The 22,721-nt window shown below is 59.8% G+C and carries 22 protein-coding genes; 2 read left to right on the plus strand and 20 right to left on the minus strand.

Features of this window, described 5'->3' with window-relative positions; translation table 11 throughout:
- Positions 1 to 1,932, plus strand: coding sequence for a type IV secretory system conjugative DNA transfer family protein (locus tag ABIE58_RS14055; protein WP_354545345.1), 1,932 nt, complete (start codon positions 1 to 3; stop codon positions 1,930 to 1,932).
- Between the two features lie 58 nt (positions 1,933 to 1,990).
- Here the strand turns inward: ABIE58_RS14055 and ABIE58_RS14060 are convergent, their stop codons facing one another.
- The 20 genes from ABIE58_RS14060 to ABIE58_RS14155 form a co-directional block, all read right to left on the minus strand.
- A complete protein-coding gene (locus ABIE58_RS14060; protein ID WP_354545346.1) occupies positions 1,991 to 3,184 on the minus strand; it encodes a GIY-YIG nuclease family protein in 1,194 nt (397 codons plus the stop codon).
- On the minus strand, positions 3,177 to 5,150 hold the full coding sequence (locus ABIE58_RS14065; RefSeq protein ID WP_502950101.1) for a DEAD/DEAH box helicase: 1,974 nt from the start codon (positions 5,148 to 5,150) through the stop codon (positions 3,177 to 3,179). Before ABIE58_RS14065 ends, ABIE58_RS14060 begins: the two co-directional genes overlap by 8 nt.
- A 252-nt stretch (positions 5,151 to 5,402) precedes the next feature.
- Entirely contained in the window at positions 5,403 to 5,702 is a 300-nt protein-coding gene (locus ABIE58_RS14070) for a CcdB family protein (protein WP_354545348.1), read from the minus strand.
- Positions 5,702 to 5,947, minus strand: a complete 246-nt coding sequence (locus ABIE58_RS14075) for a type II toxin-antitoxin system CcdA family antitoxin (RefSeq protein WP_354545349.1) — start codon at positions 5,945 to 5,947, stop codon at positions 5,702 to 5,704. The genes ABIE58_RS14070 and ABIE58_RS14075 overlap by 1 nt, the downstream gene beginning before the upstream one ends.
- Before the next feature lie 37 nt (positions 5,948 to 5,984).
- Complete coding sequence (locus ABIE58_RS14080) at positions 5,985 to 8,723, minus strand: DNA methyltransferase (RefSeq protein ID WP_354545350.1); 2,739 nt, start codon at positions 8,721 to 8,723, stop codon at positions 5,985 to 5,987.
- The gene (locus ABIE58_RS14085; protein WP_354545351.1) at positions 8,720 to 9,142 is read right to left on the minus strand and encodes a type II toxin-antitoxin system VapC family toxin; all 423 of its coding nucleotides are present in this window, start codon (positions 9,140 to 9,142) and stop codon (positions 8,720 to 8,722) included. Before ABIE58_RS14085 ends, ABIE58_RS14080 begins: the two co-directional genes overlap by 4 nt.
- Before the next feature lie 3 nt (positions 9,143 to 9,145).
- On the minus strand, positions 9,146 to 9,394 hold the full coding sequence (locus tag ABIE58_RS14090; RefSeq protein WP_354545352.1) for a FitA-like ribbon-helix-helix domain-containing protein: 249 nt from the start codon (positions 9,392 to 9,394) through the stop codon (positions 9,146 to 9,148).
- 253 nt (positions 9,395 to 9,647) lie between these two features.
- Entirely contained in the window at positions 9,648 to 10,655 is a 1,008-nt protein-coding gene (locus ABIE58_RS14095) for a nucleotidyltransferase family protein (protein WP_354545353.1), read from the minus strand.
- Positions 10,656 to 10,825: 170 nt separating this feature from the next.
- Complete coding sequence (virB11, locus tag ABIE58_RS14100) at positions 10,826 to 11,824, minus strand: P-type DNA transfer ATPase VirB11 (RefSeq protein WP_354545354.1); 999 nt, start codon at positions 11,822 to 11,824, stop codon at positions 10,826 to 10,828.
- Positions 11,824 to 13,281 (minus strand): TrbI/VirB10 family protein, encoded by a 1,458-nt coding sequence (locus ABIE58_RS14105; RefSeq protein WP_354545355.1) that lies wholly within the window; start codon positions 13,279 to 13,281, stop codon positions 11,824 to 11,826. The genes virB11 and ABIE58_RS14105 overlap by 1 nt, the downstream gene beginning before the upstream one ends.
- Before the next feature lie 2 nt (positions 13,282 to 13,283).
- Positions 13,284 to 14,015: a TrbG/VirB9 family P-type conjugative transfer protein gene (locus ABIE58_RS14110; protein WP_354545356.1), complete on the minus strand. Its 732-nt coding sequence runs from the start codon at positions 14,013 to 14,015 to the stop codon at positions 13,284 to 13,286.
- A gap of 3 nt (positions 14,016 to 14,018) precedes the next feature.
- Positions 14,019 to 14,663, minus strand: a complete 645-nt coding sequence (locus ABIE58_RS14115) for a VirB8 family type IV secretion system protein (protein ID WP_354545357.1) — start codon at positions 14,661 to 14,663, stop codon at positions 14,019 to 14,021.
- A gap of 2 nt (positions 14,664 to 14,665) precedes the next feature.
- On the minus strand, positions 14,666 to 15,667 hold the full coding sequence (locus ABIE58_RS14120; RefSeq protein ID WP_354545358.1) for a TrbL/VirB6 family protein: 1,002 nt from the start codon (positions 15,665 to 15,667) through the stop codon (positions 14,666 to 14,668).
- Positions 15,667 to 16,155, minus strand: a complete 489-nt coding sequence (locus tag ABIE58_RS14125; RefSeq protein ID WP_354545359.1) for a hypothetical protein — start codon at positions 16,153 to 16,155, stop codon at positions 15,667 to 15,669. The genes ABIE58_RS14120 and ABIE58_RS14125 overlap by 1 nt, the downstream gene beginning before the upstream one ends.
- Before the next feature lie 3 nt (positions 16,156 to 16,158).
- Positions 16,159 to 16,968: a type IV secretion system protein gene (locus ABIE58_RS14130; protein ID WP_354545360.1), complete on the minus strand. Its 810-nt coding sequence runs from the start codon at positions 16,966 to 16,968 to the stop codon at positions 16,159 to 16,161.
- Positions 16,958 to 18,046 (minus strand): lytic transglycosylase domain-containing protein, encoded by a 1,089-nt coding sequence (locus ABIE58_RS14135; protein ID WP_354545361.1) that lies wholly within the window; start codon positions 18,044 to 18,046, stop codon positions 16,958 to 16,960. Before ABIE58_RS14135 ends, ABIE58_RS14130 begins: the two co-directional genes overlap by 11 nt.
- A 165-nt stretch (positions 18,047 to 18,211) precedes the next feature.
- Entirely contained in the window at positions 18,212 to 20,581 is a 2,370-nt protein-coding gene (locus ABIE58_RS14140) for a VirB4 family type IV secretion/conjugal transfer ATPase (RefSeq protein WP_354545362.1), read from the minus strand.
- Positions 20,571 to 20,846 carry a VirB3 family type IV secretion system protein gene (locus ABIE58_RS14145; RefSeq protein ID WP_009819926.1) on the minus strand — a complete coding sequence of 92 codons (276 nt, stop codon included), beginning with the start codon at positions 20,844 to 20,846 and terminating at the stop codon, positions 20,571 to 20,573. The genes ABIE58_RS14140 and ABIE58_RS14145 overlap by 11 nt, the downstream gene beginning before the upstream one ends.
- 23 nt (positions 20,847 to 20,869) lie before the next feature.
- On the minus strand, positions 20,870 to 21,154 hold the full coding sequence (locus tag ABIE58_RS14150) for a TrbC/VirB2 family protein (protein WP_037239483.1): 285 nt from the start codon (positions 21,152 to 21,154) through the stop codon (positions 20,870 to 20,872).
- Positions 21,151 to 21,732, minus strand: coding sequence for a lytic transglycosylase domain-containing protein (locus tag ABIE58_RS14155; protein WP_502950102.1), 582 nt, complete (start codon positions 21,730 to 21,732; stop codon positions 21,151 to 21,153). Before ABIE58_RS14155 ends, ABIE58_RS14150 begins: the two co-directional genes overlap by 4 nt.
- A gap of 588 nt (positions 21,733 to 22,320) precedes the next feature.
- Here ABIE58_RS14155 and ABIE58_RS14160 point away from each other — a divergent pair.
- Complete coding sequence (locus ABIE58_RS14160; protein ID WP_354545363.1) at positions 22,321 to 22,590, plus strand: hypothetical protein; 270 nt, start codon at positions 22,321 to 22,323, stop codon at positions 22,588 to 22,590.
- Positions 22,591 to 22,721: the final 131 nt, after the last annotated feature.

The following is a 22,721-nucleotide window of genomic DNA, read 5'->3' on the forward strand; positions in this document are numbered from 1 at the left end:
ATGCTGCATGCAATGGAAAGCCGTTGGCGGTATCCGGTCGCCATCCTGCTCGGTCTCGGTGTTGGCACCTGGATCGGGGCCGCGATTGCCACGCTCTATCTGATGGCGCGATTTGGCGAAGACCTGGGTGGGTTCGATATTTTAGAACTTTGGTTGCTCAATCTGTCTGATCCACGGATCAAGGCAAACCCTGCGGTGGAGCATACCGCGTGGCTCATCACGGCCCTTCCTGCCCTGCTTCTGGCGGCGACAGGGGCCACATCTGTTCATCGCGGGGCGCTCACCGACTATGATGATGCACATTTCCAGTCGCGTCCCGAGCTTCGCCGCAACCGTATGTCGGCATCCCTCGCCCAGAACGGCTTTCTGTTCGGCAAGCTTGGCTCACCTGCGTCCAGCGCGCCTTTCGTGTCGGCCACGCCAGATCGCTTTCCGCATGCGATGATGATCGCGCCGACGGGACGCGGCAAAGGGGTGGGCTTCGTATTGCCGAACCTTTTGCACTTCCAGGGCAGCGCCGTGATCCTTGACGTCAAGGGCGAGAATTTCGAGAAGACATCCATCCATCGTCAAAAGGCGTTGAAGAATCAGGTCTGGTACTTTTCGCCCTATGACTACGTTCAGCCCGAGGGCCAGAACGGGCCTGTCCTGACCCGTACCCATCGCTTCAATCCCCTCCAGCGCATTGCCGATCTTCCCAGCCCTGAGCAGCAATACACCGCCGTCAACACCATGGCAGACTTGTTCCTCATCGTCGAAAGCGTGAACGCGCAGAGCTTTTTCCAGGCCGGACGGAGCCTGTTCGTGGCGTCTTGCCTCTACGCCATCGAGACCGGCAAGCCGACGATCGGTGAGGCGCTGCGGATTATGACCGGCGGCGGCAACAAGAAAGAATTCTACAAACGGGCCGCGACCCAAACCGCAAACCCGGTGGTGTCCGAGATTTTCCTGAGCATGGCCGACGAAGTCGACAAGATCCTCGATTCCTATGTCAGTGTGATCCGCGGGGCCGGATTGGAGCTTTGGCTCGATCCGGCGGTGGACCGGGCGACGCAGGCAAGCGATTTTGACTTCGGGACGTTCCGACGAGAGCCACAGTCGCTCTATATCGTCGTGCAGCCGGAGCACCTGAAAACCCTTGCCCCATTGATCCGGCTCCTGTTTGCCGACGCGATCGCAAGTTTGCAGCGCGCGCATCCCGGAGCGGATGAGCCACATCCCGTCATGTTCCTGATGGATGAATTCGACCAACTGGGCAAACAGCCTCTGGTCTTGCAGAGCATTAAGACGATCCGCTCTTATGGCGGGCGGCTTTTTATCATTTCGCAGTCGATCCCCGGTCTTGAAGGCATCTACGGTGAAACCGACCGCCGCGCGCTGCAGGCCGGTGCTGGTGTGCAGATTTACATGACCCCCCAGGATGATCGCACCGCCGACGTGCTGTCCGCAGCCCTGGGCAAACACACGATCGTGGGCAAGACCAGATCACAGGCAACGGTGCGCAAGCTCTCGGAGAGCGCAAATCTAAGCCGCCGTTCGGAAGAACGGGCGTTGGTATCGCCCGCTGAATTGCTGCGCTTCCCGCTCGACAAGGTCCTTGTTCTGCCCGAGGGGCAATATCCCATCAAGGCCAATCACATCCGTTACTATGCGGACCGCCACTTTGCGGAGATCGACAAAGCACGGCAGGGGCATGCCTTGCCCTATCCGCCTGCTGCAGCGCCAGTCTCGAACAGGTCGAAGAAAATCACCCTCGAGCAACCAGAGCCCGCAGCTCCCGCGGCGATCTCCATGGGCGACAAGGAATTCGAGACTGCGGTCCAGACCTATGCAGGCGCGCTGCGGGGATATGCGGAGATGGCAAAGGCGCGGCCAAAGAAAACACGATCCGGTGGTCGGCCGCGGCCTTCGGAAGCAAAGGTGAGGGGATAATCTGAAAATCGAATGTGGCTATACTGTTATCTCGCTCGGAGCAGCTGCCATGCGCCAGTTACGAACCAGATACCAATTGCGCCTGTTTTGGATCATAGACATAGCCCGAAATCGTCCCGTCCTTGATCCGTTCAACCGCATCCTTGATCGCGAATATTGGCACGAGAAACCACTCCCTCGGGATCACGGGGCGACCGAAGCGATCCATGATTTCGATTTCGAGCCGCGCGGGCTCGAAAATGCGATGGATCAGGTTCTCCAGCTTGGTCCGGTTGATGTTGTAGAGCTCGTATGTTGCAACCACCTCCACGTTCGCCATGAGAAACGTCGGCTGAAGATGCGCGCCAGCGATCCGCTTTTCAACGCTCATGTTGGTGACGCCGATCTTGTGTACGAGGTCGCGGTTTTCGGCAACAAGTGGATGATCGGACTTGCTGCGGAGCACATAGATGATGCCGCTGGCCTCATCCCCGTCTATCGTACGATCAGAGAAAAGCGGACCGGCATGGGGCTCGGATATGCGCCGCCCTGCGTCGCCATCTGCGTTAAGGGCACGCTGCAGCGATCGCATCAGCATATTGCTTTCGGTGCCGTTATCGAAAATCACCCGCAGCCGCGCATCTGTGCGCCCCTGATCCGTGAGCTTCATTTCCCCCATTTCTGCGACATAGGCCTTCTGCCCACCCACGATGAAGAAACGGCCGGGCTCGATTTCTGATTTCAGCTCGAATTTCCGTGCCTCGCGCAAGCCGGTGTCCAGCTCCTTCTGCACCTGCTCGAATAGCGGCTTGAAACGCGCAAAATCCTCGCAGCGGTCGCGGTTCGCGATCTCTTCTGCCGCTTTTTTCTCCGCCGTCGAGCGGACATGCTTCAGTTCTGTGATCGCTGGCGCTTCAACCTCGATCCCGAGCGCGTCCAAAAGCGCGTCGTCATCCATCTCCCCGGCATCACTGGCCTGCGAAAGTAGCATGCCATTCAGCAGTCCCTGATGATCCATTGGCTCTATAAGGTCGCGGCACTCCTGTAACTCGGCAATCCGGTCGAGGCGGACGGCATAGAGGCGCTCGAAGATATCGCGATCCTCGCCATGCTGCGGGCGGTGGTCGTGCTCCTCGACAAAACGCTGAATTTCTTCAAAGCCTGCGATGATCCGCTCTTCGCGCGGGGTGCGGGAGACTTGCTTTTTCGTCTCGACCTCAACGCCCAGTTCGGCCAGCAGGGCGTCATCTTCATCTGTGAAGCCGTTAGCCATTGGCGGCCTCCTGTTTCATGCGGACAAGGTAGGCCACCCCTTCGGCCATTTTCTTCTCCCATGGGTCCGCCGATGTGATCGACGGCAATCGTCCCCGTTCCTGCTTGAATGCCGCCGCACGTTTGGCCAGCGCGCGCGCCTCTTCCGGGGTGAGCTGAACTTTCTTCGCAGTAATCACCGCAGCAACTTGCCTCAGGCTTTCCTCGCTCATGGTCTTGGCGAGAATCGCATAGGCTTCCCCGAATGGGTTGATCCGGTCGATCAGATCGATATCCAGCTCGCGCACATCCATGGCGAATTTGCGCACGCCGTCGATCAGTGCTGTGTTGGCGGATACCTCGCCATCATCACCGCCTGTCAGCGCGATTTCCTTGGCCTTCTGAGTCAGGTTAAGCGCGGCCACGGCATGCTGGCGCACGGCCTCCTGATCCTCGGTTTCCAGGTCGGGAAACCGAGCAGCGACGATTTTTCCCATGCGCACTTGCGTCAGTTCTTCGGGGACCAGTTCGTCATCAAACAACCCGCGCTCGATCGTGGTCTTGTCCTGAACGAAAGCTGTGATCACCTCGTTGAGGTCCTCCTGGCAGATGCGCTTGGCTTCCTTGCTCTTGGGTTCGACCAGACCCTTGATCTCGATCTGGAACTGCCCGCTGGCCTCGTTGAAGCCGACGTTCTCCTTGTTGGGATCATAGCCGCCCTCGCCGTAATCGAAACCATCGACAGGGCCACTTTTCACGGTTTTGGGCGTGAAGTTGAAACGCGGGGCCAGCACCTGCTCCATCAGCAGGCTTGCCGCGATCGCTTTCAGCGTATCGTTCACGGCCTCGGTCACAGCCTCTGCAGCTGCGTCAGGCTCGGCGATCAGGTTGGTGAAGCGCGCGCGCGTTTTGCCCTCGGCATCGCGGGTGGCGCGGCCGATGATCTGCACGATCTCGGTCAGGCTGGCGCGATAGCCGACCGTCAGGGCGTGCTCGCACCAGATCCAGTCGAACCCTTCCTTCGCCATCCCCAGGGCAATGATGATGTCGACATGGTCGCGGTTGCTCTTCTGCGCGGGGTCCTTCAGCGCGGCGGAAACCTTGTCCCGCTTGGCAGGTTCATCATCCACGAGATCGGCGATGCGCAGCACACGCCCCTCTGGCGTCTTGACCAGCTGAAATCCAGTGACAGGGTCCGTGCCCTGCCAATCGCCAAGAGCGTCGATGATATGCTCGACTTCGCGATGCTTGTCCTTCGTGCTCTCGCGCGAATTCACGTTCGGGATGTGCAGGATTGTCTTCTCAGACGGGTCCAGCACCTTGAGGATGTCGTCCGCATAGGACCCGGAATAGAAGAAATACCCGATGTCGAGCGACTTGAGGTATTTGTAGCCGTTCAGCTGCTCGTAATAGGTGTAGGTGACGGTGTCGAACCGCGCCTCGTCCTCGGGTGACAGAACGGCCTCGGCATCACCGCGAAAATACGATCCGGTCATCGCCACCAGATGCACCTTGTCGCGCGCGACCAGTGCGCCCAGATGCGTGCCCAGCTTGTTGTCGGGGTTGGCCGAGACATGGTGAAACTCGTCCACCGCGATCAGGCGATCATCAAACGCCTCGATCCCGAACTTGTCTACCGCAAAACGGAAAGTCGCGTGGGTGCAGACCAGAACCTGATCGTTGCTGGCTAAAAACTTGCCCAAGGATCCGACCTTGCCATCGTCCCCACCAGGGGCGTTGCACAGGTTCCATTGTGGCTTCACCGTCCAGTCTGCCCAGAAACCATACTTGCTTAGCGGCTCATCATTGAAGCTGGAGCCGATGGATTTTTCCGGCACCACGACGATGGCCTGACGCAGGCCCTGATTGTGCAGCTTGTCGAGCGCGATGAACATCAGCGCGCGGCTCTTTCCCGAGGCTGGCGGCGACTTTATCAGCAGGTATTGCTCGCCGCGCTTGGCGTAAGCGCGTTCCTGCATCGCCCGCATGCCCAACTCGTTCGATTTGGTCGAACTTCCATTGGCCGCGTAATTGACAGAGACGGAAGGAACCTGCTTTGTCATGATGCTTTCCTTCTGAGGGGCGCGGAATCATTCGCTTTGGGGCAGGCAATCAAAACCCGATCAAGTAGCCATACCGCACTCTGTCTATCGTAACAGTATGATTTATATGTATTTTCCAATTTATGCCCTCCAGCCCACATACGCACAATCAAAACCCGATCAAATGTTGTCCGGCCGTCAAAACCCGTGAAACAGCATGTCGAGCGCGGAGGTGATCGCCTCGAATCTTGCGGACAAATCCCCGACCGGGGCTTTCAGAATGCCAACCGGAACGGCGGCGATGTATTGCGTCATCATCAGATGTGGCGCGCCGTCGATCTCGAACACCGGGTTCAGGCGGCTGGCGGCGATCGGGGCGCGCCCCTGTGGCAAAAGCGGCACCACCGTGCGCACGTTCAGCCCGTCCAGCAGATCGTTTTGCACATCCAGAAGATAGCCATCGCCCGCAGGGGTCGCAAACAGATCATATTGCGCCATCAGAACTGCCGGTATTTCTCTAGCGGCAGCCCGTGCTTTTCCACCCACTCGTTCGAGCTTTGGATCGCGGCGCGGTTTTCTTCCAGCCATTGGGCGGCCTTGCGGGCGCGCACGGCGTCGCGCAGGCTGGCCTCGAACGTGGCCGAGAGGTTGATGTTCAGCGCGCGCGCCTCGTCCAGAAGGGCGGGGTCGATGGTCAGGTTGGTGGCGCGTTTGGTCATCGTGGCCTCCTGTGGGCGGGTCATGCGCATGGATAGCACACATGGGGCGTGCGGGCAAAACTCATGCGGCCCCCTTGGTTGTCATCCGCGTATACATCTCGAACAGCTTTTCCAGCCGTTCGGTATCGTTGCGAAAGCGGCGGCCGATGTAGATGCGTTCCAGCACCTCGTCGTTATGATCATGCGCGGCGCGGAGGTTGGCGGGCATTTTCTCGGGGTCGTAGAGGTCGGCGATGGTGGCGGGGAAATGCGCCTCGCGGGCCAGAAGGATGCCTTCCGCACACCGGGTCAGGTCGGCACGGTTCTTTTCGGTCAGTTTGGGGACAGGGAAGGTGTTCCAGCCGAGGGTGTTGGAATAGCTGAAATCGGTTCGCATCCGCACGCAGACCGTGCCGATCCAGACCCAATGCAGGCGCGAGGCAATCAGCGCCATGTTCCAGAGCGGGGCGTCGTAGAGGGCGAAACACTTGTTTGAAATGACAGAGTCATTTCGGAGAAGAGCAACAGGGAGGTAATCGCGATTCTCTGATGACACGACTGGAATCACGAGCATTTCACTTTTTGGTTCATTCATTTCGCGAAATTGGTGAGGACGTCTCACCATGCCGTTGGAAACGGCATCTTTCGACTTCTGTCTGTTCGCAACACCATCATTCAAAAGCTTAGTGATTTCAGGTATATTACACGCATGTTCGTCTGGAACGTCGGGAAACCAAAGGCAGTATCGGTGCTTTGCATTAATGACTTCCGTTGAGCCGAAAAACTTCCTGATATTTGCTTGTGGCAATCCCTGCTCGACTAAAGCGACAGCCGTTTCGCGGCTGAGCAACAAGTGTTCGGACATGCCATAGTAGTTCCCCTTAACCATTGGAGGCAGTCCAGAAACTGGTTTGCGTGCGCTCGCCACCCAGTGGTTAGGTTGAGCGAGAAGATAACCATTGATGTTCGGTGTTTTTGTTTTGATGTCACCATCGAATAGTTCTGCTTCTCCCTTGTCCAAGGCCCCACCAACGACGGCCACAGTAACACCGGCGTCATTGGCGGCGAGGTTCGACCACTTGAACGAACGAATCCCGAAGAAGAACCTGAGCCCATCACCAAACAATGGCCGCCAGAAGTTTGCGACGTGCTGACCTTGGGCCACACTATTTGTTGCAACAAATGCAAACCTCGCGGGCGTGACCTTGGAAAATTCAAAAGCCTTCACGAACCATCCGCAGACATAATCCAAGAGACCCCACTTCTCGAAACGGCCATCGAGTAGCGCTTTCATATCGTCTTTTTGTTCATCGGACTTTCGGGCATTTCCCTTGTAAGGCGGGTTGCCGCAGATATAGGTCTCGCCCCCCTCATTCGCGAAATCGATCTGCGCCTGATCCAGCGGGGACATGAACAGGTCATCGGCCTGAAACTTCACCCCCGTCCCCGTGGGCGGGCAGACCGACAGCCAGTCCAGCCGCAGGGCGTTGCCGCAGGTGATCCAGTTCTGCGCGTCCAGCGGCAGGAACTCGGCCAGCGCCTCTTTCTGGCCGCGATAGCGCACGTCGCACTGGTATTCCGCGATGATCAGCGCCAGCCGCGCGATCTCGGCCGAGAAATCGCGCAGCTCGATCCCGCGATAGTTGGTCAGGGGGATGTCGGTGCGGCGCTGCGCCTCTCCCCGGCGCTTGTTGATCTCATACTCAAGGCTGCGCATTTCCTTGTAGGCGATGACCAGGAAGTTGCCCGACCCGCAGGCGGGGTCAAAAACGCGGATCTTGGCCATGCGCGCGCGCAGATTGGCCAGCTTGCGCGCGTTATCGCCCGCCGCGTCCAGCTCTGCCCGCAGATCATCGAGGAAGAGCGGGTTCAGCACCTTCAGGATGTTCGGCACCGAGGTGTAGTGCATGCCGAGGACCGAGCGTTCTTCTTCATCCGCGACGGCCTGAATCATGGACCCAAAAATGTCAGGATTGATCTGCGTCCAATCAAGGCTGCCGATATGGGACAGGTAGCGCTGCGCGATCCTGGAAAAGCGCGGCACATCGGTGCTGCCGGAAAACAGCCCGCCGTTGACATAGGGAAAGGTGTCGGCCCAACGGGGCAGTTTCGCCTCGGCCCGTTTGGAGATGGCCGTGTTCATGGCGCGGAAGATTTCGCCAATGACTTCGTGCGTGTTCGACCCGTCGCGATTGGCCATCTGGTCGATCGTGGCGGTGAAGAGGTTGTCGCTGACGAAGATATCGGTGTCTTCGGCGAAGAAGCAGAAGATCAGCCGCGCCATGAAATGGTTCATGTCATGGCGTTTGTCGGCGCTGCCCCAGTCGGGGTTGTCCTTGATCAGTTCGACATAAAGCCGGTTCAGGCGGCTGGTCGCGCGGATGTCAAAGGCGCTTTCGCGGATCTGCTTTACGGTGGAGATACCGGCAAGCGGCAGGAAGAAGCCGAAATGGTCGGGGAAATCGGTGTAGCGGCAGGCGATGGTTTCGCCGGTGGTGATGTCCTCGGCCTCAAGGTCTATGCCATCGGTGGCAAGGATGAACTTCGCCTTGGCGCGGGTGGTGGCGGGGCTGTCGCGCAGGGCGGTGAGGGTTGCCGCGATGTCGCCCGGCGCGCAGGTTTTCAGGTGGATGTTGTTGGTCTGCAGGACGCCGCCCCAAGGACCATCAAAGTCGGACTTGTTCGACGCGCCGGTGCGCAAGCGCTTGATGGTGGTGTCCTTGTTTCCGAAGGCCATGAGGAAAGCATAGGGGAACTCTGCCGCGTCAAAGGGCTGCTCGGCGAGTTCGGAAACGGCCTGTTCGATTTCAACGGCGTTCATGCGGCTGTCCAGGGATTGATCAGGTCGATCTCGCAACCCTCGAAGTCGGGCGTATTGCGCGTGGCGACGGTTGCGCCGTGGGCGTGGGCAATCGCGGCAATCTGGCAATCGGCCTGGGCAATCGGTCGGCCGGCGGCGCGATGTGCTGCGGCGATGGTGGCGTAGGACCGCGCCGCGTCGCTGTCAAAGGGCAGAATGCGTCCGGCGAAGTCCTCTCGCAGGATGCGATCCACCGCGTCAACCAGCGCGGCGCGACGCGCGGCCTGTCCCATGATCGCGAGGCCGTAGCGCAACTCCGCCTCCGATATCGAGGTCAGGTAGACGTTGAGCCCGTCCTGAGCGGACAGCCAGTGTTCGACTCTGGGCTCCGGGGCGGGGCGCAACAGCTCGGAGATGACATTCGTGTCGAGGATGATCATGCGTCAGGCCCGATCAAACGCGGGCGGTTCACGCATGGATTCTCGCTGGGGAAGGTCCAGATCAACACCACCGAGGGGCGCGACACGTGCACGGATCGCCGCAGCAAGGTCGTGGCTAGGTTTCGCTTCGCCGACGACATGGCGCAGGATTTCGCGCGCCTCCTCTTCCATTGAGCGGCCATGCTCAGCGGCGCGGATGCGAAGGCGGCGCTTCACGTCATCGTCAAGGTTCCGGATGGTAATACTTGCCATGATATCCTCCTGAGAGGAGTGTAATCATCGCAATCAATGCGATCAAGCGCAAATGCATTCATGGAGGGTAAGAAGAGGATGTTCTCAGGCAGGGGTAAAACACTACGATAATCGTTAACTGTCGGTTCTTCCATCTGCTTCAGCTTTCCTCTGACGTATTCACTACAGCACGGAACCTGTCCTTTAACCACATGTCTGCGTCTAAGATGCCGGGTGTGAAAACCCCGTTTCATTCATATCGTCGACGAGCAACCTACCCCGCTTCGCACCCCATCAGCATCTCACGTGTGCCCGGCAATCGCTCCAGCGTCCGCTCAATCCTCTCGCGCCACCTGGGGCCGCGCGTCATTGCGTCGGTGTAAGCGTCCCAGAGGTCGGACGGGCGATCCTCAGTCATGGTCTCAATAATGAATGCGGCTTGCTGGCGGTCCTTATCGGCCTTGAAGGACCCGGGCCCGTCGCGGCGGCGATCCGCGACGATCAGCTTGTGGATTGCGAATTTCTCGGGCCTGGGGATCTGCACAAGGATACCGTCCCGATAAAGCGCGACGGCGTGGATCGGGTCCGAGATCAGGTAGTTCAAATGATGCAGGGCCCGCGCCTTGACGCCCAGGGCGGGAAGATCGCGAATGCCTTCTTCGGCATCAAAAGATGGTGTCAGGAATTCGATCATCATGCCGGTCTGTCCGCTTTGTCGCCAGCGCCAGACACTGTCGCGGTCAAGACCCTGAACGGGGTCGAACTTGAGCGCCGAGAATGTCTGAGCCAAGGAGGGTTCGACGGCATCTTGCAGGGCAACGGACAGACGCTCGAATTGCGCGATGTCGACATCCCCGGTGTTGGCCACGCTGCCAAGGGGAAGGGTGACGCCCATCTCTCCCTCCATCAAGCGAAAGGCATTCGTGCCGACCAGGGTGCCGCCGAGCCGGAACGTTCCGACCTTGGCCATGGCAAGCAGCAGACCGCCTGTGCCCCGGTCGACCGGCGTCATACCCTCGGCGCGCAGCAGACGCGCGAGGCGGGCGCGTTCGCGCTTGCGCTCGGATGCTTGCTCGCGCAGGTCGTTCATGCGGTCCACGCGAGTGCGCGTCTCGGGGTTGTCCGGACCAATATACCAGAACTTCACATCGCGGCCGATTTTCTCAGCCGCGTACCAGTAGGTCTTGCCGCCACGCTCCTTTGTGACGAGCGAGCCGCGGACATTGGCGACCATGTCGTCCTTCAGAAGACGCAAGAGGTCGCCATAGGCAGAGCGTGCCACTGAGCTTAGATTCGCCATATTGGCCTCCGAGTTACGATCTCGGTAAACCTATATTTTTTGGTTGACCGTGGCAACCGGTAAACCGATTGCTTTCCGTTGACCGAATAAGCCGTTGCGCTATAACGCATTTGCGGATGCAGGCCCCATCCGACGCAGACCCGCAGATATCTTCAGGGATTTGAGCTGCCCGGCAGCCACACCTGTTCGACCCCGCGCCGCCCGTCCGTCCGCCCAAGCTGCACCACGACATCGATGCTGGACGCGGCATACCGCCTTACCTCCTCAAAACTCATGTTGATGCCTACGGACATGACCATGAGGGCAAGGCGGTCGAGCGCCTTCTGCGCGGTATCTGCGTGAATCGTGGTGAACGAGCCGGAATGGCCGGTGTTGATCGCGTCGAGGAATGTCTTGCACTCGTCGCCGCGCAGCTCACCCAGAATGATCCGGTCAGGACGCATGCGCAAGGATGTCTCGAGCAACTTGGCTGCGGTGCGTTCACTTGAGGGGATACGGTCAGCCTTGAGCATCGCGCGATTGGGTTGTGGCGGGAAGAGCTCGAACGCGTCCTCGATGGTCACGATACGCTCCGTCTCGGTCACCAGCGCGAGAAGCGCCCGGGCAAAGGTCGTTTTGCCGGTAGATGTCCCGCCGCTGATCATGATGTTCAGCCGCTCGTCGATACAAAGTTTCATGGCGGCTCGAATATCGCCCGCCTCGGTCAGTGCGATCACCCGTTCGGCTTTTGCGTGTCGTTCGACGTCCAGGTCCACCAGTGCACCGTGCAACAGACCGATGTCGCCCAAGGTAAGTTGGTCTTCACTATAGCGGCGCAGGGTGATCGACGGCCCGCCATCCACGACCGGTGGATAGACGACCTGTGCCCGGATCGGCTTGCCGCTCATGTCGATCTTGCCGGAGACCAGCGGCTTTTTCTCGCTGATCTGTCCGTGCGTGGCGCTGGCAATCGATGTGGCAAGATCCCGAGCTTGGGAAGGGGAGTAGAACACGCCCATGAGCTCAACCATATGCTCAGCCCCCCGGTTTTCCACCCAGACCTTTCCATCGGGATTGATGGCGATTTCGACGACGGCGGGATCGCTAAGCGGTGCGACAAGCGGTTTCAGATAGGTCGCAAGAAAACTGGTTTTTTCTGCCGCCTGGTTCATCAATAGAACTCGAGATCACGGTCAACGATCACACTGATCGCAGCCCCCGGTTGGACCGAAATAATCGGCGGCAGGCTGGCGTATTCACCGATCACGGCATCGGTGGTCTGGGTGAAACTGCCCGCGACACCCTCGGCGACGTCTGCGCCGGTGTCGGAGCTCGCTTCCGACGCGGCGATTGCCGGTCCTGCGCCGATGATCGACAGCAACGCGGCTGTGCCAAAGCGCAATCCGAAACGTGAGTTTACGGAGCCCGTTACGCCAGAACGGCCCTGATCGTCCGCACCGAATGCGGCGAGTTGCACCGATTGCCCCTCGGGTGTGACGATGCGTGACCAGCCAACCAGAATGCGGGCCTGACCCAAAGAGACATTCGAATTATACGTCCCGAAGAGGCGGGAGCCCTCGGGAATGAGAATGCGGGACTGATCGAAGCTCCAGACCGGGTAGTTCACGATGGCAGTGATCTGTCCGGGCAATGTGGAGTCAATGGCGGTTTCCAGGGACGCTTGAATGAGCGTGCCCTGCAGAACTGTGTTGAAAGGATTGGCGATGACTTCCGCAGTCGCGACTTGAGCGGGCTGGGCACCGTCCAACACGAAGGCGCGCGCGGCGGCATCCCCGATCGCCGGACCCGTCTCGGGGTCGGATGCCGGACTGCCCGTCTTGCCGCCCGTGTCAAAAATCACCCCCTCGGACCGGACTTGTGTGTCGCGCAGCGCCGCCGCCTCGGCCCGCCGACGCTCCAGCTCAGCCCGTCGCGCGGCTTCCTCGGCGGCGAGTTGGTCCCGCTCGGATTGCGCGCGCAGGGCGTCACTCATGCCGTTATCTATTTGCTGTTGCAGGACGTCGTTCTGGCGCTGTAGGCCGAGAATTTGCTCCATCAACTGCTCCATCCGGCCGTCGGCGACACGTGCGCGCGCGGCAACCTCATCTGTAATCCGTTTTTGTGCCACCAGATCGGCTTCTGCCAATCGCGTGTCCATCTCGCTTTGCATCTGGGCAATGAGCGCAGCGTTCTGTTCCTGAACCGAGCGCAGCGCGTCAGCCAGCTCACCGGAATTGTCGGGGGCAGGGGCTTCTGCCAGTCTTGCCAACTGGGCTTGCAGGGCGACCACGTCGCGCGCAAGCTTGGCATTCTGCTCCTCCAGCGCCAGGCGCTGCGCCGCGAGTTCATCCTCGATCGGGCCGGGATCGAATCGGGGCTCCGATCGTGGTTCGGTCGGTTCCGCTTCGGCTGTCATGCGGCCAAACCCGTCCCCGTCGACCTGATCCTGAAAGTCATCGGCTTTCGATGTCTCAACGGCCGAAGTGACCCCGCTGCCTTGCACGAGCGGGTAGGCAATGATGGCGGTCCCCGCCAAGAGGAGCGCACCCAGACCAAGCCTCAGCCCGAGAGATGCGCGCCGCTTTGGCGCAAAACTGTATTCCTTTTCCGGGATATGTTTTTCGGACATGATCAGAACTCCCGCCCACGCAAGGCGGCCACGGCGGCAGCCTCGGTGGTGAATCCACCAGCCTCGCGGATAATGCAGATATGATCCTCGCCCATACGGATCGTGTAGGCATGCCGCACGCCTGTGACCCGCACGACCGCGCCTCGGGTCTGGCTGTTCTGGGTGATTTCGTAGCCCTGGGCATTCAAGCCGAAGATCGAGGGCCGCACGCCGGGCCGGAATTCAAAGAAGGTCGAGCGCCCGTCATTCCAGACCCGCACCGGGCGGATCGCACCGCCTCCCGCAAATTGATAGCCGGTATCACGGCCCCCAGCCGCAAGCTGGTCCCCTGCGGGTCGCTCGTCGGGAAAATTCACGACAATCCGGAAAGACTGTGTCCGTGTGCGTCCCTCTGTCAGATAGAAGGCGACAGCGCGGCGGTTGGTATAGATCGTCAGGTTTGTCGCGGCCCGTGCTTCGACAGGCTTGATCGAGATCGTATTGCGGTTCGACAGAACCTCAACTTCATAGGACGCGGAATCCCCGATGAGGACCTGATTGATCCGTTCGCCGGGACCGAGTTCGATTGACGTGTTTACCCGAAGGTGGGTGTCGATCCGGATCACATCCGTGGGGTTAAAGTTGACGTGACGAACGCGGGCGTCCTGTCCCATGGTGACCGGCGCGCGCTCAGCCAAGGCAGGCGCTGCGAGCAACCCGGTGACGATTGCAACGGCAAGCAGAAAGGTTTTCATGAATTATTCTCGTGTCAGTGTTTCGGCGTCGACCCGGTAAGCTGTCACCGAGAAGCCAAGGGGATTTTCCCAGACACGTGTCAGGGAGCGTTCGCGGCGGGGGGCAAACTCAAACCCGACGGTGGCGATGAACGTCTGCGTAACCGGTGTCTGGTTGGGTCGGGTGAGGCGTTTGTCAAACCGGATTTGAGCCACATCGTCTTGCAGGAAGGTGATCGCCCGCACGCGGACATCGACCTGCGCATTCGCGCCATAGCTGCGCGGCGGGTAATTCTCGGACCCCGTGGTCCAGAGTTCGATCAGCGAGGCGCGGGCTGGCCCACTGGAGCGACGCTGGACACTTTCGAGCCGTTCCTGAATACCGGCCCGAAAATAGCTCTCGCGGTCACTGATATAGCTCACAAGCAGGGATTCCTTGATCGCTTCCTCATCGGTGATACCGGTCGGCTTCACCTGGTAGATGCGTTCGGCTGCCCCTGTGGTGCTGTCTACGAGAACGGTAAACACTTCGGTTTTGCGCAGGGGCAACATGACCGTGATGGTCAGGGCCAACAGCACGGTGATGGCGCAGGAACAGCCCGCAACGATCCATGCGGCGCGCGCGGCCCGGCGCGGACCCATCACCAAATCGATATCGAAATCACTCATGGCTATCCCTTCTTCATCTTTCCGGCGAGCGCGACCGCATTGCCCGCATAGCTCCCGGCACGGGCCACGCTGGAGGATCGGTCAGAGACGCCCTGTCCCTGAAGCCCTGCGTTGAAGCCCCGTCGCATGTCATCGCCGCCCCGGATCGCGGCACCGGTATTGCGCAACGCATTTCCGGGCATCCGCGCGGCATTTGCACCGATCGAGGCGAGGCCGATGTTTGTGGCGGCAAGCCCTTGGGCGAACGTTGGCACAAGTAACATCAGACCGGTGCCGATCATCATCACCACGACGAACGAAATCGCGTCCCCGAGCGTTTCTACGCTGTCGAGGTTGCGGGGAGCCACGGCTTCCCCGGTGGCGATTGTGAACCCGGCCATGGCAGCAACGAATAGCGGCACGAAGGCAAATCCGATGGCGAGTTTGACCCAAGCCTCGAAGATCGGTGCCGATTGCTTGAACAATGTGCAGGCCACAGCCAACGGGGCGATCGCGATCAAGACCGCCAACATGATCTTGGCGGCAGATAGAACAATGATGGTGATCGTCGCCATGGCGGCCGCTACGAGGAACATGATCACGCTGGTCATGGCCCCGGCCAGCCAGCCTCCATTCTGGCTGATCGCCTGTCCGACATTCAGGGCTTGGGAATAGAGATCGTCGATGCCGTCGTAGAGATTTCCGACACTGCCCCCAGAGAGGGAATCGAGGATCCCGGCGCCAAGTTCGGCCGGGGCGTTTGTCAAAGCGTCATAGGGGACCGAGAGATTGGCGAAGGTCAGGAACACATTCACCAGCACGAGCCGCAACCCAAGAGCGACGATAGTCGCGCGCGAAAGCTCGACCGTCTGCACGACGAGGTTTGCACCGACGAGCGCTGCGACCAACACCGACGCGGACCGCACGACAGGGCGCACGGCGGCGACCGTATCGCCATAGGTGTCGGCTGCGACACCAGCCACGGTCGCATCCACCATGGCAAGAACCTCGGCAATGATGGCCATCAGTCGCCGCAGCTTTCTTTGCGAAATGCCGCATGGCGTTGGTCGATATCGACCCATTCGCCGCTGCGATACCGACGCAATGCGTTGAAATCTGCCGCAGTAAGCTCTTCCGGGGTCTTTCCGACACGTGCCTGCGTGTAGTCGTCTAGCGATCCGAGATCATAGATGCAGCCGCAGAAACCTTGCGATATGGCAAGCTCGCTCAGGTCGGTGCCAAAGCCCCATCGAACCGCCCCGCGGAAAATCTCGTTGCTGAAGAATTCCGTGTCCGGATAGGTGAGCGAGCAGGCTTGCGGCTTCGGGAACATCAAAAGCCCCCTCGCCTGTACCTCACGCATCAGCTTGAGAAGCCGGTCTTCCTCTCCGGTTTCGGTGGCAATGACGACCTCTCCGAGCAACTTATCGTCGGGCAGGTCTTGCGGGCCTTCGGCCCAGGCATTGCCTGCGAGGGCGATGAAAACGACAAGTGCTTTGAATGATGTATACAAGAGTCAGTCCTCGGCGCCGGAAAAATCAAAGAAGGAGCGTGTGCGGGCCTGCTCGGCCGCGAAATCGATGCCGTTCTGACCCTGCGCCAAGCCTTGGGCGGCATTCAGGCGCCACATCTGGCCCAGCATGAAGTTCGTCTCGGCGGCCATCCGCGTGTTGAGATCGATCGATTCCTTGAGCGTTTCCTGATCGCCGATGGCCTCAACCAGCCCTTCGATCCGTTCAATGCTCTGGGCGGCTTCCTCGTAGGAAATCTGGGCTTGCCCCATGACCATGGCATTGGCAGCCGCCAGATCGGCTATGGCAGCACCTTGCGGGGTCCCGGCGTCGTTCAGCTCGGTGAGTTTTTCCGAGGTGAACCCCGCACTGGCCATGGTCTCGCGCATGGCATCAGCTGCCCGACGCTCTCCCATGGTGACGTCGCCATCGAGCAGATCGTCCAGCAGGCTGTCAAAATCCCCGACTGACAGGCTGTCCATGAAACCCGATAGATCGGTGATCTTCTGGGCGCGGGCACGCAGATCCTCCACGCCGTTGTAAAGCGCGGCGATCTCGTTCAGGCCGGTAATTGACCCCAGGACGTCGTCAAGCAGGCCCTGAATATCGGTGAGGCGCTGGATCTGGGTGCGCAATTCCTCGATTTGCTGGAGCTGGTTTTCCGCATCGCGCAGCGCGGCCTGCAGCTGCTCGATATTCTGCGCGAGGTTTGATCCATCGATTACAGGCACACCCTGAGCGAAGGCTGGGGGGAGGGGCGCCGCCAGGAGCGTGCCCGCGACAAGAATAGCGGCAAGGCGGGTGTCAGCCCTCATCGGAATACCTCCAGAAAGTGGATTGCTCCAGGTGATCGGCGGCCTCGGTCAAACCTTGTGCCGCTTCGACTTTCACGTGGGCCGCGCGCAAACGCAGGGTCAGTGCCATAAGCCGCGCCCGTTCGGCCAGCATGTAGGTGGAGCGGTCCAGCGCTTCTTTTGCGTTCTCGGGCGGATCTTCACGCAAAAGCGCCGCGATCCGGGTCATGGCCTGATCGATCTGGGTGCCCATGTAGGCGCCATAGCCGATTGAGGCATCCGCCCAGTTGCCCCAGGCGGCCGAAGCGCCATCGACGCCGGCCAGTGACCCCGTCATGTCGACGCCGGTGATGGTGCCTAGATAGTCGTTGTAATAGCCGTTGATGCGCCGGACGTAGGTCTGGGTTTCCTCGAAAGGCGGTACGCCTCCATATTCAAGGACACGACCGGGGCCTGCATTATAGGCCGCCAGAGCATGGTCGATCCGACCGAAACGGTTCAGTTGCGTGAGAATATAGCGTGCGCCACCATCCAGATTTTCCCAAGGATCATGTGGGTTCACGCCGAGGTCCGCTGCTGTGCCCGGCATCAGCTGGCAAAAACCGCGCGCACCTACGGGCGAGACGGCCGCATTGTTGAAGCGGCTTTCCTGCTTGATCAGGGATTGAAACAGGATCCGCCATGTCAGTGGCGTCAGCCCGGCGGCTGCAACACCGGGATGACCCTCATAGCGCCGCGCCACCGTGATGATCATGCGTTCGACGTCGCTGGGTTCGCCGAAGAGCCGCTCGGCATCAGGATGATCTTCCTCAGCCGGGTAGGTCTCTGCAGCGCTCGCCCAGCCGGGCCCATCAGCCTCGAACCCACTCAGATCGGTGACACCGGTGGTTTCCTCAAGAAAACGCGCGTAGGCTTCACGTTGCTCTTGATAGATGTCCGCTTGTTCCTGACGGGCATCGCGCTTCTGGCCCTGGCGCAAGGCGTCGCGCGCAAGTTCCTCAACGCGAGACACCGCGCGGGCAAGATTGGAGCCATCGATCACGGGCACGCCCTGCGCGGCGGCAAGCGAGCCAAGACCCAAGGCCAACGGGATCGCCATTCTAGAAGTTCTGGAAATCACAATGCGCATTCCGTGAAACAAGGTCGGGGGCAGGGGCCGAAAACGCCATCGCGGGTCGCTCGAAACATGGCGAGCGCACGCCTGTTGATGCACCTTCGCAAGCGCTCAGGGCCGCCATGGCGACCAACAGAAAAAATCGTGCCTTCACATCATGTCCTTCCAGAAGTCTTCTTTCTTGCGCCAATCGGCGGACGCTTTTTCCTCGCCGGTCTTGCCGCCACCAAGAACAGTGACCAGACCGCCAAGGCCTGCGAGATCGGTATTGACGAACACGCTGTCGGCACCGGAACGGATCAATGCCAGCCGCAACCCGGCTGTCGGGCTTGAAAGAAACTCCGCCTCGCGCGCGTTCAGGCGCAGGATGCCGTAATCCTCCGGATTTGCCCGTGGATTGGGAAACAGGATCTGGGTGGCCACACTTTCCGCGATGATCTGGCCAACCGAACTTTGGTTCAGATGGCCCGGCGTCTGGGTCAACATCATCACCACGCAGTTGCGCTTGCGCATGGTAACCAGCCAGTCATGGAGGCGCTTGACGAAGATATCGTCAGCCAACATCTTCCAGGCCTCGTCGATCACGATGATTGTTGGCCTGCGATCCTCGATCACGCGCTCGATACGGCGGAAGAGATAGGCGAGCAGGGCGGAGCGTTCCGCGTCCTGATCGAGAAGTTCCGTCATGTCGAGACCAAGGGCATCCTCGCCAATGGCAATCGATTGGGCATTGGGCCTTGAGAAAAGCCATCCATACCGCCCGGTTTGCGTCCATTCCCGCACGCGGGACACCAGATCGCCGTCGTCATCGGTAGAGGCCACGAGGCTCGCCAAACCGTCGAATGTTCTGAGCTCCGGCTCCGCAGCAATGATCTGACGGACTGCCTCATTCAGTGCGACGGTCTGAACCGTTTCAAGTGGACGGTGGCGGGCCAGAATGTCGCCGAGCCAATCTGTCAGCCAGGCGGCCCCTCGCGCATCGGTCTCCGTGGTCATCGGATTGAAGCCGGTGGGCTCGCCCACCTTGATTTCGCTGTAGCTGCCACCCAAAGCGCGGATCGCCATCTCCAACCCCTGATCCTTGTCGAAAACGATGACCCGCGCACCCACTCTGCGGGCCTGCGCCATGAGAAAAGCCGTGCCGAGTGTCTTGCCGGACCCGGTGCGGCCCAGAACAAGCGTGTGCCCGACGCTTGGCTCATCGGTCCGGCGCCCCGCTTCGTGAAAGTTGAACCGGTAGAGGCTGGAGGTCACGGTCGGGAAGGCCGTGATCGTCTTGCCCCATGGGCTGGCCTCGGGTCCGCGCCCCGGCCTTGTCTTGTGAAACGCCGCCAGTTCCGCGAAATTGTGCGACGAAACGATCCCGTCACGGATCCGGTAGGCCCAGTTTCCGGGCGCTTGTGCGAAATAGAGTGCCTTTGCGGCCCAGGATTCCCGGACCAGAACGGCACCGGTCTCTTGCCCCGCCCGCCAGATCTCGGAAGCTGCCTGTTCCAGTTCCTCGGCGCTGTCACAGAAAACCTGCACGGAGGCGTGATGTGTCCCAAAGGTCGACCGGCCGGATGCCACGGCGTCGGCGGCTTCGATCAATTGCTCTGTCAGGCTGACACCAGCATCCTCAGAAGCACCCCGCTGACGAAAGGTGCGTTGAATGCGCTCAACCATCTCATTGGCGCGCCGCGGCGTGAAAGAGTTGGTGATCGTGATGTCATAGGGCAGTTCCAACGCATCAAGCATGGTTGGCCAGGTGCGACTGGGATAGGATTTTATCCCGAAAATCGCGCCGTATCGTGCGCTGTCGCCGCTTTCCAGCCGCATGGTTTTGCCTTGAAAGCTGACGTCGAAATTGCTCATCGTGTCAGCCAACAGTTGCCCGGGGGCCGCGATGATCTTGCCGTAGCTCTGTCCGTGAACCGCGGCCAACACTGCAAGCCAGTCCCCGCTCGAGACGGTCAGGCGCGCTGCACCTGCGTCGGAATACATTGCCATGAGCAGCGTCATGGCCTCTTCCAGGGCAACAATTCGCGTATCGATGTCTTTCTGGAAATCGCGGCCGCCGCCAAGGGCGCCCAGAACCTTCGAGAATGCCTGCGGCATCGACGGACGCATCAATACTGTCAGCATCAAGGTGCGGGCTTTCAGGTCACGTGCGCGCAGGCTTCTCTGCCACGCCGCGTCTACCGCATTTGCAAAAGGCATACCGTCAGGCGCAGCAAGGTCCGCGACATCCGGGCGTGATACCTTGTTGATGTGGAAACCGAAACGCTCGCCCAACTGGCTGACGATCCGGGCAAAGCCTTCACTGATCTCATCGATCCGGGCGTCATCGCTAGTGAAGCTGTCGATCCCGCCAAGCGTGACCGACGCCATCAGATCACCCTGCCGCGTCAGGATGACATTGTCTCGCAACGCAGCAATGTAAGGTAGGTGCCGCCCGAGACGCTCGGCTTTCAAAACCTTGTCCCCAAGTGCATCCCGAACAGCGCTGCTGGCAATCAACCCCCGAAACTCACGCGACATAGAGATCGCCCCCATCACCGGATCGCACACTCGTTCGCGGTGTGCGCGACATCACCACGTTCAAAATCTGAAACAGATGTGGATTGCGGTCTGCGACCAGCCAAAGCGGTGGGTAGCCCGCGAGGAAAACCAGCAGGAACCGCATGTCGTCAACCAGAATGAAAGGGATCACGGATGCGAAGACCAGCGCCACAAAATATCCGATCGGGAGACCGAATATCCGTGGCGGCTTGGTCAGCCCCAGAAAGAGTGGTGTGTCGCGCATGGAGGTCTCTGCGGTCGGTCAGATCAAGGAGCCGCAAAGCCGTCGATGATGGTCTCGGCCGAAAAGATCAGCACCACGCCGACGAACACGGCAACGAAGATCGGCCAGTTGAGGCGCCCGAAAAACATCATGACACCGGATCCCACGAGCGCGAGCACACCGAGGCCACGACCGATCGGACCCGTCACCGCGTCGATGATGTTGTCGATCATGTCAGAGACCGGGCTAAGGTCTTGTGCGAGCGCCGGGGCTGCGGCCACTATCAGCAACGCGGCCAATGCCGCCCGGGTATAGTCGATGCGTTTCATGTCTGATCTCCGATGGATTGGGCATAGACGGCCATGACCTTGCGGACATGGCCTTGGGTTTCGCGGTAGGGGGGAATCCCGCCATGGCGCGCCACGGCTTCGGGGCCGGTGTTGTAGGCCGCGAGCGCAAGCTGCGGCGTGCCGAAACGATCAAGTTGTGTCAGCAAGTAGCGGGCGGATCCATGCAGGTTTTGCTCAGGATCATGCGGATCGACGCCAAGCACGCGTGCAGTGTCCGGCATCAACTGCCCAAGCCCGATTGCGCCAACATGCGATCGCGCGCTTGGATCAAATGCGCTTTCGATAGCGATGTTGGCGCGAAAGAATGCGAGCCAATCGCGAGAAGACATCCTGGCCCTCCGCAGGGCCGGGTGGCCCACGTAGACCGACCCCACATCAAGGATCATAGTCTCGATCGCAGGGCGGCCCGATGGGACCCGCGGCGGAGAAAGGCGTGGTGAATTAAGAGGGACGGCCTCAGAGCGTGCGACAACGTCGTTTTGCTCGGGTTGGGGTCTTGTAAAGTCGAGAACGCTACTGGTCAGTCGACCAACACGGTCTGGAGCATCGAGATCGATAACGGATTGTGCATAAGTGGAAGGGCCTGAAAGCCCCCAGAGAACGAGGCTAGCCGCTGGTAGGATACCTTGTCGTCTCAAACTCCCACGTGCCTCTCTCACCTTCTCGGAGAGGGCAGCTGAATACCTTTGCATCGAGCTCCAGGCAGAAGCTCATGAGCCCTGCTGCGGTCTTGAAGACGCGTGGTTTCAGATCCCGGTTGGTCACATAGACCGACCGGTGCACACCGTCTTGACCGTCATTGGAGCAGACGAAAACCGTCCAGCCACCCCTATGCGTATTGCCGCCCTTTTCCGGGGCTTCAACGCATTCCACCTCGATCCATGCCCCACCCTCGATCGCCTCTTGCATGTGCGATGTTAGGATCACGGGGTATTTTGTTCCTGCCATTTTGCCTCCGAAGGAAAGAAGTTCCTACGGAAGTAACCTGCTTTTGCACCGCTTCAAACAGTGCATGTCACAAGATATGCGGCGACGTAGCTGAAAACACTTTATGAGGTCAATAGATATCTTTTGATTGATAACGATAATTTTTCGGTGATAGGTCCGACACACGATTCGCCCCCAGATTGTCGGGAGACCACCAGATGTCGCGGTTGCTGGCATGTAGCACATTCATCGCCCTAGCGATCCCAGCAACCGCCGAGACGCTGGCGATGGATTGCGTGTTGCCGTTGCGGCCGGAGCTGGCGGCCTCGCCTGCGCTCCTGAACGAGTACGGCGACGACATCAGAGCCGAGTTCAACACCTACTTCGTTGAGGCACAAACCTATCTGAATTGCCTCGCCGCAGCATCAGCTTCCGCGCAGGCCGAAGTCCGTCTTGTGCTTGACGCTTACCAGGAGATGTTCCAATGAAACGACGCGCAAAATATGTCAGTAAATATGACACAATTAACATAAGTCTTATTATACGACAACAGGTTAGCGGCGGCGCTCTGTCATGAGGCGGCTTCTGTCAACGGCCGCGATGATCGCGATCGGGCTCA

This window comes from Roseovarius sp. MBR-78, from assembly GCF_040547535.1.
Classification (GTDB): domain Bacteria; phylum Pseudomonadota; class Alphaproteobacteria; order Rhodobacterales; family Rhodobacteraceae; genus Roseovarius.